General features: G+C 56.0%; 14 protein-coding genes. 8 read left to right on the top strand and 6 right to left on the bottom strand.

The window, feature by feature from the left end:
- Positions 1-25: 25 nt before the first annotated feature.
- Positions 26-307, bottom strand: coding sequence for a YjcB family protein (locus AC4ICF_RS01560; protein WP_048957473.1), 282 nt, complete (start codon positions 305-307; stop codon positions 26-28).
- Positions 308-370: 63 nt separating this feature from the next.
- Here AC4ICF_RS01560 and AC4ICF_RS01565 point away from each other — a divergent pair, with 63 nt between their 5' ends.
- Together AC4ICF_RS01565 and AC4ICF_RS01570 are read left to right on the top strand one after the other, a co-directional pair.
- A complete protein-coding gene (locus AC4ICF_RS01565; protein WP_131728597.1) occupies positions 371-622 on the top strand; it encodes a hypothetical protein in 252 nt (83 codons plus the stop codon).
- Between the two features lie 339 nt (positions 623-961).
- The gene (locus AC4ICF_RS01570; protein WP_166712659.1) at positions 962-2,527 is read left to right on the top strand and encodes an EAL domain-containing protein; all 1,566 of its coding nucleotides are present in this window, start codon (positions 962-964) and stop codon (positions 2,525-2,527) included.
- Between the two features lie 5 nt (positions 2,528-2,532).
- Here the strand turns inward: AC4ICF_RS01570 and soxS are convergent, their stop codons facing one another.
- Positions 2,533-2,859, bottom strand: a complete 327-nt coding sequence (soxS, locus tag AC4ICF_RS01575) for a superoxide response transcriptional regulator SoxS (RefSeq protein ID WP_008503387.1) — start codon at positions 2,857-2,859, stop codon at positions 2,533-2,535.
- Between the two features lie 98 nt (positions 2,860-2,957).
- Between soxS and soxR the strand changes: the two genes are divergently transcribed.
- From soxR to AC4ICF_RS01595, 4 genes are all read left to right on the top strand, one after another.
- Positions 2,958-3,416, top strand: coding sequence for a redox-sensitive transcriptional activator SoxR (gene soxR, locus AC4ICF_RS01580; RefSeq protein WP_023331806.1), 459 nt, complete (start codon positions 2,958-2,960; stop codon positions 3,414-3,416).
- A gap of 367 nt (positions 3,417-3,783) precedes the next feature.
- Entirely contained in the window at positions 3,784-4,455 is a 672-nt protein-coding gene (locus AC4ICF_RS01585) for a glutathione S-transferase family protein (protein ID WP_116343848.1), read from the top strand.
- 296 nt (positions 4,456-4,751) lie between these two features.
- A complete protein-coding gene (gene ghxP, locus AC4ICF_RS01590; protein ID WP_028015179.1) occupies positions 4,752-6,101 on the top strand; it encodes a guanine/hypoxanthine transporter GhxP in 1,350 nt (449 codons plus the stop codon).
- A gap of 150 nt (positions 6,102-6,251) precedes the next feature.
- Positions 6,252-7,898, top strand: a complete 1,647-nt coding sequence (locus AC4ICF_RS01595) for a Na+/H+ antiporter (RefSeq protein WP_116343849.1) — start codon at positions 6,252-6,254, stop codon at positions 7,896-7,898.
- A 66-nt stretch (positions 7,899-7,964) separates the two neighbouring features.
- Here the strand turns inward: AC4ICF_RS01595 and AC4ICF_RS01600 are convergent, their stop codons facing one another.
- On the bottom strand, positions 7,965-8,867 hold the full coding sequence (locus AC4ICF_RS01600) for a LysR family transcriptional regulator (RefSeq protein ID WP_491466142.1): 903 nt from the start codon (positions 8,865-8,867) through the stop codon (positions 7,965-7,967).
- A gap of 102 nt (positions 8,868-8,969) precedes the next feature.
- Between AC4ICF_RS01600 and AC4ICF_RS01605 the strand changes: the two genes are divergently transcribed.
- Both AC4ICF_RS01605 and AC4ICF_RS01610 read left to right on the top strand, forming a co-directional pair.
- On the top strand, positions 8,970-9,380 hold the full coding sequence (locus tag AC4ICF_RS01605) for a CidA/LrgA family protein (protein WP_116343851.1): 411 nt from the start codon (positions 8,970-8,972) through the stop codon (positions 9,378-9,380).
- Complete coding sequence (locus AC4ICF_RS01610; protein ID WP_116343852.1) at positions 9,373-10,062, top strand: LrgB family protein; 690 nt, start codon at positions 9,373-9,375, stop codon at positions 10,060-10,062. Before AC4ICF_RS01605 ends, AC4ICF_RS01610 begins: the two co-directional genes overlap by 8 nt.
- Before the next feature lie 32 nt (positions 10,063-10,094).
- On the opposite strand, the gene actP is transcribed toward AC4ICF_RS01610, so the two are convergent.
- From actP to acs, 3 genes are all read right to left on the bottom strand, one after another.
- Entirely contained in the window at positions 10,095-11,744 is a 1,650-nt protein-coding gene (gene actP, locus AC4ICF_RS01615; RefSeq protein ID WP_116343853.1) for a cation/acetate symporter ActP, read from the bottom strand.
- Positions 11,741-12,055, bottom strand: a complete 315-nt coding sequence (locus AC4ICF_RS01620; RefSeq protein ID WP_116343854.1) for a DUF485 domain-containing protein — start codon at positions 12,053-12,055, stop codon at positions 11,741-11,743. Before AC4ICF_RS01620 ends, actP begins: the two co-directional genes overlap by 4 nt.
- 129 nt (positions 12,056-12,184) lie before the next feature.
- A complete protein-coding gene (gene acs, locus AC4ICF_RS01625) occupies positions 12,185-14,143 on the bottom strand; it encodes an acetate--CoA ligase (protein WP_316380620.1) in 1,959 nt (652 codons plus the stop codon).
- Positions 14,144-14,564 lie beyond the last annotated feature (421 nt).

The following is a 14,564-nucleotide window of genomic DNA, read 5'->3' on the forward strand; positions in this document are numbered from 1 at the left end:
TCTGGGTTTTTTGTTGCTGAAGAGATCAGGTAATGACCATCGGCCAGTCTGGTGGCGTGTGGCTCATCGCCTCAACCATCACTACTTTAATATTTTCCCAGACGGCGGCCATATCCAGCAGGGTGATGCCCAGCAGGCCCGTTGCGAACCAGCAAGCCGCGCCAAGCCCTAGCAGGGTACTGATGACGGCAAGACCCGCGTAGTCGGATTTACGAAACTGAATGTTCAGCGTGCTGGCTAAAAACATCAAAAACGCACTCAACAAGGGCCAGCGCAGGAGAACCATGCTGGTAGTAATGGTTGCCATAAAACCCATCCTCTACAAAACAGACGAACTGAATGAAACAGTGTTTCTCGTTACACAATATGTGTGAACTATATCACATTTGTTGATTTATTCGCCAGTGTCTGCGTAGCCAAAAAGGGGATTTTATTAGCCGGAAAAAGAGTGTGCGGTACGGGACTGCCTTCGTACAAAGGGATGCGGACCCACAACGTGCGGGGTAATGCCCGCCGGGCAAGCGGGGAAGAGCATCTGGAGGCAAAGAGACGTCCAGCCGTGCCGTTTTTAGGAGAAGCATTATTTTCTGATAATATTGTGATGATGTCTGATTATTTATAAATCAACGAACAAAATACACCCGCATAAATAGGATAAAACGTCACGTTGGCGTTGTGCTTTTTTCATGCCGCCAGAAGTTTGGCTTAATCAGCGATCCTCTGTGGTGTTCTCTCAAAACCACCCAGGCGTGGTGGATAATTATTTTCCTTAATTGAAACGGAACGAATACTTACAGTTTAGCTTACGGGAAAATATTATCGTCATAACGAAATTTAAGATTTTTAATACTAAAAGTCAGTTGCTAACTTCGCATGATTCATGCAACGTAATCACCTGTTTAACAAAGCATCCGGCCTTCATTACTACAGGCGTACAACATGCAGGGATATAGGGCGGGAAATGAATCGTAGCGCGCGGCGCAAAATACTCAGGGTGGTAGGAATCATCATGGTAGTTATGCTGCCGGTGATGCTTGCTCTATGGTTTGCCCAGCTGAGAGCCGAGTCGGAAACGAGCGCTCAGCTACGTACATTTGCTGAACTGGCTTTAGACAAAACTGAACTGGTAATTCAACAAGTTGACCTGGCCAGGGACGAGGCAGAAAAATATCAGGGTGAACATTGTACGCCGGAACATCGTCAATATATGTTGAACGTTGTTCGTGGCCGCCTGTTTGTCGCCGATTTAATTTATGCTGAAGGTCAGAATTTTCTTTGTTCGACCGTTTTTACACCGGATCAACCCTATGTCATTCCGGTTGCTAATTACACGCGTAAACCTGACGTTGCGATCTATTATTTTCGCGATACGCCATTTTATACTGGCTATAAAATGACATATATGCAGCGCGGAAATTATGTCGTGGTGGTCAATCCGCTTTCTTACAGTGAAGTGATGTCTACCGATCATTCCCTCGCATGGGGGGTATACGATACGGTAACCAATGCCTTCTTTTCCGTCAGTCAGAAAGCCAATGCGACTTTATTAAATTCGATGATTCAGGATAAGGAATCGGTATTTCAAAAAGATAACCGTTTCTATACCGTCGTGAAATCGCCAAAACGACCTATTGCCGCTATCGTGTCGACGTCAGATAAACGTTTTTATGAAACGCTCTATCACCAGGCGACGTTGACGCTGCCGCTGGGAATGATCTGCAGCATTATTATTTTGCTGGTGTGGTCCCGCACCCATCGTGAGCTTAATTCGCCGGGGCGGCTACTGCACCGGGCGCTGAACAAACGTCAGCTTTGTCTGCACTATCAGCCGATTATTGATATCAAGAATAACCAGTGCGTGGGGGCAGAGGCGCTGTTGCGCTGGCCTGGTTTCAACGGGCAGGTGATGAGCCCGGCTGAATTTATTCCGCTGGCTGAAAAAGAGGGAATGAGCGAGCGAATTACGGATTATGTTGTTGAGGAGGTGTTCAGCGATCTGGGCAATTTCCTGGCGGCGCATCCGCATCTCTATATTTCGATTAACCTGTCGGCCACGGACTTCCACTCTTCGCGGCTGATCGCCATGATTTCTGACAAGGCCCGGCACTACGCCGTACGCGCCCAGCAAATTAAAATTGAAGTGACGGAACGCGGTTTTATCGATGTCCCAAAAACCACGCCGGTGATTCAGGCCTTCCGTCAGGCGGGCTATGAAGTGGCGATCGATGATTTCGGAACCGGTTACTCCAACCTGCACAACCTCTACTCGCTGAACGTCGATATTTTGAAAATCGACAAATCGTTTATCGACACCTTAACCACCAACAGTACCAGCCACCTGATCGCCGAGCATATTATCGAGATGGCGCAAAGCCTGCGGCTTAAAACCATTGCCGAAGGGGTTGAGACGGCTGAGCAGGTGAGCTGGTTGTTGAAGCGCGGCGTTCAGTTCTGTCAGGGATGGCACTTCGCGAAAGCGATGCCGCCCCAGGAATTTATGACCTGGCAGCAGCAACCTTTGCAATGACGGGATTAATTCAACTGGTGGCGGTAATCGCTTGGCGTACGGTCAAACTCGCGGCGAAACACACGGGAAAAGGTTTGTTGCGACACATAGCCAAGATCCATCGCGATATCAAAAATCGGCCGCTGCGTTGAGCGTAACGCCTGCGCCGCCAGCAGCAGCCTGCGCTGACGAATGTACTCACCCAGCGTCTGGTGCATGACCGTGCGGAACATCCTCTGTAAATACCATTTCGAATAGCCCGACTTTTTAGCGACCACATCAATGTTCAACGGTTGGTCGATATGATCGTCAATCCATTCAATAAGTGTCTGAATAATCTGCTGATGCGACATAAGGTTGCCCCTCTGTAGATACAACTTTCTCGGTTGATTCGTCGTTTTCTCTGCGGGGGAGTATAATTCCTCAAGTTAACTTGAGGTAAAGAGGTTTTATGGAAAAGAGATTGCCGCGTATTAAAGCGCTTTTAACCCCCGGCGAAGTGGCAAAGCGAAGCGGCGTTGCGGTATCGGCGCTCCACTTCTATGAAAGCAAAGGGTTAATTAAAAGCATCCGTAACGGCGGAAATCAGCGCCGCTATACCCGCGACGTGCTCCGCTACGTGGCGATTATCAAAATTGCGCAACGCATCGGCATACCCCTGGCGACGATCGGTGAGGCATTTGGCGTGTTGCCGGAAGGGCATACGCTTAGCCCGAAAGAGTGGAAAGAACTTTCGTCCCAGTGGCGTGAAGAGCTGGACAGACGTATCCACACGCTGGTCGCGCTGCGTGACGAGCTGGACGGCTGCATCGGCTGCGGCTGCCTGTCCCGTAGCGACTGCCCGCTGCGTAACCCCGGCGACAGGCTGGGCGAGCAGGGGACGGGGGCACGGCTGCTGGAGGAGGATTGAGTCCGTGCGGCCTGTTTGCCGGGTGGCGGCTGCGCCTTACCCGGCCTACAAAACTGAGAACGTAGGCCGGGTAAGCGAAGCGCCACCCGGCAAAAAGCATCATAAAGAACTAAAGCGCCACAAAGGGCGCTTTAGTTTTTCCCGGTCTTTGTCTTTCTCTCTATCCCGCTGGTTCACGGGAGGGTTTCCCCCGACATCAGCACCCCTCGTGTCGAGCTGGTTGGGGAGGTTCCGGATTGTGCTGACACTTTAATTCTATGCAAGACCCGTTTTATCGCCAGCCGCGCGAGCCGTTTTTTAGACGAAATTTTTTCGCGGTGTTGTTCGATTTTCTATAGTTAAAAAGTATGAATAACAGGAGAAAATCATGCTCACGGTACATCACCTGAACCAGTCGCGCTCGCACCGCGTGATCTGGGCGCTGGAAGAACTCGCCCTGCCTTATGAGATCGTTCACTACCAGCGCGAAAAGAACATGCTGGCACCCGAGTCCCTCAAAAAGGTGCATCCGTTGGGCAAATCCCCGGTCATTGAAGATAACGGGCTGATCCTTGCGGAGTCAGGCGCCATTCTGGAGTATCTGCAGGAAACCTATGATGCCGAATCGCGGCTGAAACCTTTGGACCCCGCGCACAAGGTGCAATATCGCTTCTGGCTGCATTACGCGGAAGGGTCGCTGATGCCGCTGCTGTTAATGAAGCTAGTCTTCAGCAGCCTCGGCAAGCCGCCCGTGCCGTTTGGCATCCGAACTCTGGGCAAGGCGCTGGGGCAGGGGGTGCAGAAAGCATATCTCAACCCCCAGCTGGAAACCCATGCGCGCTTTATAGATTCACATCTTGCTAAAAACAGCTGGTTTGCCGGAGAAGCGTTCAGTATGGCCGACATTCAGATGAGCTTTCCACTCTTTGCCCTGCTGGCGCGCGGTGGCATTGATAATCTGCCGCACATTCAGGCATGGAAGCAAAAGGTGGAAAGCAGCCCTGGCTGGCAAAGAACTCTGCAACAAGGTGGCCCGTTATCTATCCCGGGCGAGGATTGAGATGTAAATAAATTGCGCATAGACGATAACGTTTGCGCATCCTCTGTCTATTTCTTCATCGTCATAAGTGAATTTTAGCGAAAATCGACAAAGTTCAGTTGAAAAGGGCGTGGATTAGGCTGGATAATCGTTTGCCTTAATTTGACTACCCGTTTTATAAGCGCGGAGCTAAACGTTTGCTTTTTTTGTGACGCCCTTTCGTCGCAAACGCAACACACGGATTTGACGTTTTAGCTGGCAGCGGTGTCTCCACCACGCTTATGGACGTTCTATAAAAACTCTCAGGGGATGTTTCTATGTCTACGCCATCTGCGCGTACCGGCGGTTCACTTGACGCCATGTTTAAAATTTCGGCTCGCGGCAGCACCGTGCGCCAGGAAGTCGTTGCCGGTCTGACAACGTTTCTGGCGATGGTTTACTCCGTTATCGTGGTACCGGGAATGCTGGGCAAAGCGGGCTTCCCGCCAGCGGCTGTCTTCGTCGCCACCTGCCTGGTGGCTGGCGTGGGTTCCATCGTCATGGGGTTGTGGGCGAACCTGCCGCTGGCGATTGGTTGCGCCATCTCTCTGACCGCCTTTACCGCATTCAGCCTGGTGCTGGGCCAGCAGATCAGCGTACCGGTTGCCCTCGGCGCCGTATTCCTGATGGGCGTACTGTTTACCGTCATTTCCGCCACCGGCATCCGTAGCTGGATTTTGCGCAACCTGCCGCAGGGCGTGGCGCACGGCACCGGTATCGGTATCGGCCTGTTCCTGCTGCTGATCGCCGCCAACGGTGTTGGCCTGGTGATCAAGAACCCACTGGACGGCCTGCCGGTGGCGCTGGGTCATTTTGCGAGCTTCCCGGTCATTATGTCGCTGATCGGTCTGGCGGTGATTATCGGCCTGGAGAAACTGAAGGTACCGGGCGGCATCCTGCTGACCATTATCGGCATTTCCATCGTCGGCCTGATTTTCGATCCGACCGTCCACTTCTCCGGTATTTTCGCCATGCCGTCGCTGAGCGATGACAAAGGCAACTCCCTGATCGGCAGCCTGGATATCGTGGGCGCGCTGAACCCGGTGATCCTGCCAAGCGTGCTGGCGCTGGTGATGACCGCGGTATTTGACGCGACCGGTACCATTCGCGCGGTGGCCGGTCAGGCCAACCTGCTGGATAAAGACGGCCAGATTATCGATGGCGGCAAAGCGCTAACCACCGACTCCCTGAGCAGCGTCTTCTCTGGTCTGGTCGGCGCGGCACCTGCGGCGGTGTACATCGAATCTGCAGCGGGTACGGCAGCAGGCGGTAAAACCGGCCTGACGGCGATCACCGTCGGCGTGCTGTTCCTGCTGATCCTGTTCCTCTCTCCGCTCTCTTACCTGGTCCCGGCCTACGCGACCGCGCCAGCGCTGATGTACGTCGGCCTGCTGATGCTGAGCAACGTGGCGAAAATCGACTTTGCGGACTTCGTGGATGCGATGTCCGGCCTGATTACCGCAGTGTTTATCGTCCTGACCTGTAACATCGTGACCGGTATCATGATCGGTTTCGCCTCACTGGTGATTGGCCGTCTGGTTTCCGGTGAATGGCGCAAGCTGAACATCGGCACCGTGGTGATCGCCGTTGCGCTGGTGGCGTTCTACGCGGGCGGCTGGGCAATCTGAGTTATCCATTGATGCGAAAACGGGTGGCTCAGGCCGCCCGTTTTTATTTTCAGGACTCATCCCGTTGCCTTTTGCGTTACTCTGGGGAAGATAGAATAAAAGGCACGACGCCTTCCGTAGTACATAAGTAACACAGCAAACAGGGAACGCATGGAAATCTTCTTCACAATACTCATCATGACCCTTGTGGTCTCGTTATCCGGGGTGGTTACACGCGTACTGCCCTTCCAGGTCCCCCTGCCTTTAATGCAAATAGCTATCGGTGCGCTGCTGGCGTGGCCGACGTTCGGTCTGCACGTGGAATTCGATCCGGAACTGTTCCTCGTGCTGTTTATCCCGCCGCTGCTGTTTGCCGATGGCTGGAAAACCCCCACGCGCGAATTTCTTGAGCATGGACGAGAGATCCTCGGCCTGGCGCTGGCGCTGGTGGTGGTCACCGTCGTCGGGATTGGTTTCCTGATCTACTGGACCGTACCGGGTATCCCGTTAATTCCCGCCTTTGCGCTGGCCGCCGTGCTGTCGCCAACCGATGCCGTAGCGCTTTCCGGCATTGTGGGCGAAGGCCGCATTCCGAAGAAAATCATGGGCATTTTACAGGGGGAGGCGCTGATGAACGACGCCTCCGGCCTGGTCGCCCTGAAGTTTGCCGTGGCGGTTGCCATGGGAACGATGGTCTTTACCGTGGGTGGTGCGACCCTGGAATTCTTCAAGGTGGCGATTGGCGGTATCCTCGCAGGCTTCGTGGTTAGCTGGCTGTATGGCCGCTCGCTACGCTTCCTCAGCCGCTGGGGCGGCGATGAACCGGCAACGCAGATCGTGCTGCTGTTCCTGCTGCCGTTTGCCTCTTATCTGATTGCCGAACATATCGGCGTATCGGGCATTCTGGCGGCGGTGGCGGCGGGGATGACCATCACCCGCTCCGGCGTAATGCGCCGCGCGCCGCTGGCGATGCGCCTGCGCGCCAACAGCACCTGGGCAATGCTGGAATTTGTGTTCAACGGCATGGTATTCCTGCTGTTGGGCCTGCAGCTGCCGGGCATTATGGAGTCCTCGCTCATCGCAGCAGAGGCCGATCCGAACGTTGAAGTCTGGATGCTGTTTACCGATATCGTGCTGATCTACATGGCGCTGATGCTGGTGCGTTTCGGCTGGCTCTGGACGATGAAAAGATTCAGCGTGCGCTTCCTGACGAAAAAGCCGATGGAGTTCGGCTCCTGGACCACACGCGAGCTGCTGATTGCCTCCTTCGCGGGCGTCCGCGGGGCGATTACCCTTGCCGGTGTACTCTCCATTCCGCTGCTGCTGCCAACGGGGGACGTCTTCCCGGCGCGCTACGAGCTGGTGTTCCTGGCGGCGGGCGTGATCCTCTTCTCGCTGTTTGTCGGCGTGATTATGCTGCCGATTTTACTCCAGCACATTGATGCCGGTGACTCGACCCAACAGCACAAAGAGGAGCGGATTGCCCGCGCGGCCACGGCGGAAGTGGCGATTGTAGCCATTGAGAAGATGGAGGAGCGTCTGGCCGCCGACGCCGAAGAGAACATTGATAACCAGCTGCTGAAGGAAGTCAGCTCGCGGGTGATAGGTAACCTGCGCCGCCGCGCCGACGGGCGTAACGACGTGGAAAGCTCGCTGCAGGAGGAGAACCTGGAGCGTCGGTTCCGCCTGGCGGCGCTGCGCTCCGAGCGCGCCGAGCTGTATCACCTGCGCGCCACGCGCCAGATCAGCAACGAGACGCTGCAAAAACTGCTGCACGATCTGGACCTGCTGGAAGCGCTGTTGATAGAGAATCAGTAGCGCGCTTTGCCCCTCACCCTAACCCTCTCCCCATAGGGGAGAGGGAACCGATCGAGCCCCTCGCCCCTATGGGGAGAGGGGTTGGGGTGGGGGGACCCAAAACCCCTCACAACATTGCAACCACGCCTGCGCGCTGTGCGACAAATACACCCCTTCACGCCAAATCATCCCTAACTGCCAGTGGAGATCGCTCTCCAGCGGGATCCAGCGCAGCGTGTTTTTATCCAGCCGCTCGCAGATCGGCTGCGGCAGAATGGCAATCCCCACGCCCGCCTGCACCATCGCCGCCAGGAAATCCCACTGGCCGCTGCGCACCGCAATGCGCGGCTTCACGTTATGGTGGTTAAACAGGGTCATCAGCTGGCGGCTTAAGGCGAAGTCTTCGTTGTAGATCAGCAGGGGATGCTCGCCAAGCAGCTCGGGCTTCACCGAGTCTATCGTTAGCCAGTCGCCGGAGCGGGGCACCAGCACGCACAGCGGGTGGCTAAAGAGCGGGAGCGTCGCCAGACCACTCTCCTCCTCCACGGGAAGGGCCGTCATCGCCACGTCCAGCTCGCCGTTGATCACCGCCTGCTGCACGGTCAGGCCGCCAAATTCAGAAATTTTAAGCTCAACGCCGGGGTAGCGCTGGCGGAACAGGCTAATCGGCCCGGCCATCATCATGCCGACCATTGGCGGAATGCCGAGACGTAACAGACCTTTAGTCAGGTGGTTGATGTCCGCAAGCTCGGCCTCAAGCTGGCGGAACTCGCCCAGGATCGCCAGCCCGCGCTCGAACACCACGCGTCCGGTATCGGTCAGCAGTAGCTTGCGCCCATCGCGGATCAGCAGGGTACAGTTCAGCTCATCTTCGAGGTTTTTCAGCATTTTGCTGATGGTCGGCTGGGTAACGAACAACTTCTCCGCTGCGCGGGTAAAACTTTGCTGGCGAACCACCTCGACAAAATAGCGCAGCGTTCTTATGTCCATGATTATTCCTCGAAACTATACCTTCGATGATTTTAATTCATTTCAGTCGATGACGTACGCTCACTATACTGGCGCCTCGTCTCATTTCTGAGGAAAACCCCCATGGCCGTGGCGTTAAGCCGTGTTACGCCTGCCGTTGTGCAACGACTCCAGGTACCGGTTCAGGTACTGCTCTACGCGGGACTGTTTGTTTTTGCGGAATATCTTGTTGACTGGCTGCACCTGCCTTTACCCGCCAACCTGGTGGGGATGGTGCTGATGCTGACGCTGATCCTCTCACGTGCGTTACCCCTTAGCTGGGTGCGGGCCGGCGCGCGCTGGCTGCTGGCGGAGATGCTGCTGTTCTTCGTTCCGGCCGTGGTAGCCGTGGTGAACTATGCACAGCTGCTGATGGTCGACGGCTGGCGCATCTTCGCGGTTATCGCTCTGAGCACGCTGATGGTGTTGGGCGCTACCGCCTGGGTGGTGGATAACGTGTATCGGTTTGAAATCAGCAGGCAGAAGCATGACTAACTTTCAGATAAGCGTGCTGTGCCTGATTGCGACAGTCGTCATCTACTTTGCCAACAAGCGCCTGTACCGCCGCTTCCGCGCGCTGCCGCTGATGCCGCTGGTCTTCACGCCCATCCTGCTGGTGCTGATGCTGGTATTCGGCCATATCTCTTGGCAGAACTACATTGGTGAGTCCCACTGGCTGCTGTGGCTGCTCGGCCCGGCGACCATCGCCTTTGCCGTCCCTGTCTATGACAACCTGAAGATTATTAAACGCCACTGGATGTCGCTCAGCGCGGGCGTCATTACCGCGACGGTGGTGGCGGTGTGCAGCTCGGTCTGGCTGGCGCGGCTGTTTACCCTGCCTGATGAAATTCAGCGCAGCCTGGCCGTGCGATCGGTCACGACGCCGTTTGCGCTGGCAGCGGCTAAACCGCTCGGCGGGCAGCCGGATCTGGTGGCGCTGTTTGTGGTGGTCACGGGCGTCTTTGGTATGGCGGTGGGGGATGTGCTGTTCCTGCGGCTCTCTATCCGGGAAGGCATGGCGAAGGGGGCAGGATTTGGCGCGGCGTCGCACGGCGCGGGGACGGCGCGTTCGTATGAACTCGGTCAGCAGGAGGGGGTTGTCGCAAGCCTGGTGATGATGCTCTCGGGCGTGACGATGGTGCTGATTGCGCCGCTGGTGGCGTGGGTGATGTTTTGAACTCCCCGGCCAGCATGACCGGGGAGAAAGGCTTAGTGAGCGCGGCCCTGCTCAACGCCCAGGCCGGTCTGTGAACGGATAAACTGGGCGCGGAATTTCTCACGCTCCAGGTTACCCTCCGGCGAGTTGTCGGTAGCCGAGAAGACCCAGATACCGATAAACGCCACGGCAATGGAGAACAGCGCCGGGTACTCGTACGGGAAGATAGCGCTTTCGTGACCGAGGATCTGCACCCAGATTGTCGGGCCCAGAATCATCAGGATCACCGCCGTCAGCAGGCCCAGCCAGCCGCCAATCATCGCCCCACGGGTGGTCAGTTTTGACCAGTACATGGAGAGCAGGATGATCGGGAAGTTACAGCTTGCGGCAATCGAGAAGGCCAGCCCCACCATAAACGCGATATTCTGCTTCTCGAACAAAATCCCCAGCAGAATGGCGACCACGCCCAGCACCAGCACGGTGATCTTAGAGACCTTCAGCTCATCGCGCTCGCTCGCGCCTTTGCGGAAGACGTTGGCGTAGAGATCGTGCGATACCGCAGACGCGCCCGCCAGCGTCAGCCCTGCCACCACCGCAAGAATGGTGGCGAAGGCCACGGCGGAGATAAAGCCGAGGAACAGGTTGCCGCCCACCGCGTCGGCCAGATGCACCGCCGCCATGTTGTTACCGCCGATCAGCGCGCCCGCCGCGTCTTTAAACGCCGGGTTCGCCCCCACCAGCATGATTGCGCCGAAGCCGATGATAAAGGTCAGGATGTAGAAGTAACCCATAAAGCCGGTGGCGTAGAAGACGCTCTTGCGCGCTTCACGCGCATCGCTCACGGTAAAGAAGCGCATCAGGATATGCGGCAGGCCAGCGGTACCGAACATCAGCCCGAGACCGAGAGAGAGTGCGGAGATCGGGTCTTTCACCAGCCCGCCAGGGCTCATGATCGCTTCCCCTTTCGGGTGGACCGCCATCGCTTCGGTAAACAGATTATTGAAACTAAAGCCGACGTGCTTCATCACCATAAAGGCCATAAAGCTGGCGCCGAACAGCAGCAGCACGGCTTTGATGATCTGCACCCAGGTGGTTGCCAGCATGCCGCCGAACAGGACGTACATCACCATCAGGACGCCCACCAGCACCACTGCGACGTGGTAGTTCAGGCCGAACAGCAGCTCGATCAGCTTGCCTGCCCCCACCATCTGGGCAATCAGGTAAAGGGCCACGACCACCAGCGAGCCGCAGGCTGAGAGCATGCGGATAGGGCCCTGTTTCAGGCGGTATGAGGCCACGTCGGCAAAGGTATAGCGACCGAGGTTACGCAGGCGCTCGGCAATCAGGAACAGAATGATCGGCCAGCCGACGAGGAAGCCGAGGGAGTAGATCAACCCGTCATAGCCGGAGGTGTAGACCAGCGCGGAGATCCCAAGGAACGAGGCGGCAGACATAAAATCACCCGCAATCGCCAGCCCGTTCTGGAAGCCGGTAATGTTGCCGCCCGCGGTGTAGTAATCATTACGGGAGCGCACGCGTTTCGACGCCCAGTACGTAATGTACAGCGTCAGCACCACGAAAATCAGGAACATCACAATCGCCTGCCAGTTGGTTGGCTGGCGCTGTACCTCACCGGTAATGGCATCTGCCGCATCGGCAGCAAAGGGAAGTGTGGCGGCTAGCGCCGTCAGAACTCGCTTCATGATGCTTTTACCTCTTGCAGTACCGCTTTATTGAGACGATCGAATTCACCGTTGGCGCGCCAGACGTACACGCCCGTGAGCAAGAATGAAATCACAATCACGCCAATGCCAATCGGAATGCCGCGTGTGACGCTGGTACCCTCATGCAGCGGGGTGCCCAGCCAGTGCGGCGCAAAGGCGATCAGCATAATAAAGCCGACGTAGATAACCAGCATGATGATGGAAAGAATGAAGGCAAACCGTTGCCGCTTATCGACGAGCTCCCTGTAGTGCGCACTATTCTCTATCTGCTGACAAATATCGTTATTCATCACAGAGTTCTCCAAAGGTAAGGTTGGTTTGTTTTTATCCCCTCTCCCCTATGGGGAGAGGGTTAGGGTAGGAAGGTGCGGTCTGATGCCCTCACCCCGGCCCTCTCCCACGGGGAGAGGGAGAAAACACTAGGAAGGCATTGCGATGGCCTGCTTCTCTTCGAGCAGTTTTTCCACCACGCCAGGATCCGCGAGCGTTGAGGTATCACCGAGGTTGCTGGTGTCCCCCGCCGCGATTTTGCGCAAGATACGACGCATGATTTTGCCGGAACGGGTTTTCGGCAGCGAGTCGGTCCAGTGCAGCACGTCCGGCGTGGCCAGCGGGCCAATCTCTTTACGTACCCAGTTGCGCACTTCGGCGTACAGCTCCGGCGACGGCTCTTCGCCGTGGTTCAGGGTGACATAGGCGTAAATCGCCTGGCCTTTGATGTTGTGAGGGATCCCGACAACCGCCGCTTCGGCAATCTTCGGATGCGATACCAGCGCCGATTCAATCTCCGCCGTGCCCAGACGGTGGCCGGAGACGTTCAGCACGTCGTCCACGCGTCCGGTGATCCAGTAATAGCCGTCTTCGTCGCGGCGCGCGCCGTCGCCGCTGAAGTACATGTTTTTAAAGGTCGAGAAGTAGGTCTGCTCGAAGCGCTCGTGGTCACCGAACAGGGTGCGCGCCTGGCCCGGCCAGGAATCGACGATCACCAGGTTGCCCTCGGTGGCCCCTTCCTGCGGATTACCTTCGTTATCCACCAGCGCAGGCTGCACGCCGAAGAACGGACGGGTTGCCGAGCCAGCCTTCAACTGCGTCGCGCCCGGCATCGGGGTGATCATAAAGCCGCCGGTTTCGGTCTGCCACCAGGTGTCCATCACCGGGCACTTCTCGTTGCCGATCTTTTTCCAGTACCACTCCCAGGCTTCCGGGTTGATGGGCTCGCCCACGGAACCGAGGATGCGCAATGAAGAACGGTCAGTGCCCTCAATGGCTTTATCACCTTCCGCCATTAACGCGCGGATGGCCGTTGGCGCGGTGTAGAGAATGTTGACCTGGTGCTTATCGACCACCTGACACATGCGCGCCGGGGTCGGCCAGTTCGGTACGCCTTCAAACATCAGCGTGGTTGCGCCGCATGCCAGCGGGCCGTATAGCAGATAGCTGTGCCCGGTGACCCAGCCCACGTCGGCAGTACACCAGTAGATGTCGCCCGGATGGTAGTCGAAGACGTATTTGAAGGTGGTAGCCGCATAAACCAGATAGCCGCCGGTGGTGTGCAGCACGCCTTTCGGCTTACCGGTGGAGCCGGAGGTATAAAGAATGAACAGCGGATCTTCCGCGTTCATCTCTTCCGGCTGATGCTGGTCGCTCGCGTTCTCAATCAGGTCGCTCCACCACAGGTCACGCCCCTCGTTCCAGTCGATCCTGCCGCCGGTACGCTTAAGGACGATGACGTTACTGACCGTTTTGACGTTCGGGTTTTTCAGCGCCTCATCGACGTTTTTCTTCAGCGGGATACCGCGGCCCGCACGCACACCTTCGTCGGCGGTGATCACCAGCTTCGAGTTTGAGTCGACAATACGCCCGGCAACCGCCTCAGGGGAGAAGCCGCCGAAGATAACGGAGTGGATCGCGCCGATGCGCGCGCAAGCCAGCATGGCCACCGCCGCTTCCGGCACCATCGGCATGTAGATGGCGACCACGTCTCCCTTTTTGATGCCTTTATCCAGCAGGACGTTGGCGAAGCGGCAGACGTCGCGGTGCAGTTCTTTATAGGTAATGTGTTTGCTCTGAGAGGCATCGTCGCCTTCCCAGATAATGGCGGTTTCATTCCCGCGTTCGGCAAGATGGCGGTCCAGGCAGTTCGCCGCCAGGTTCAGCGTGCCATCTTCATACCATTTAATGGAGACGTTGCCTGGCGCAAAGGAGGTGTTCTTCACCTTCTGGTAAGGTTTGATCCAGTCAAGGATATGGCCCTGCTCGCCCCAGAAGGCGTCCGGGTTGGTAACAGATTGCTGATATTTCTCGCGGTACTGCTCCGGGCTGATCAGGCAACGGTCCGCAATGTTTGCGGGAATGTCGTGTTTGTGTATTTGGCTCATGGCTTTTTTTCTCCTTGTAAGATGTTAATAATATGTCGCAAAAACGTTAATAGTAGGGGCTTTACAAGCTTTGTTTATTATTTGGGCGGCAGATCACGCATTGTCTGAAGAGTATGAAAAACGAGCGAATGAAACTTTGAAGGGAAATAATTTACGATAACTATTATTCACATTTTCGTTTAAAAAAGCGTTTTTATAACAAAAGGTTATTTATAAGAATTAGAATAAACTCCCGTCATCGTCGCTTTTGTGAGTGAAACGCGTCGTTCTTTAAGGCTTGCGCAACAGGTCGCGCAAATGATACTCATACGCCGCGTTAAAAAATCCCATAAACCAACGCAACACAATTCATACCCTTTCAGTATGTCTCCATATTCATGCAGTTTACGTGAATAAGGCGCTTCATTGAGGAAGTCAGTTT

The sequence above is a fragment of the Enterobacter sp. ECC_219_Taxon_10 genome (assembly GCF_058354905.1).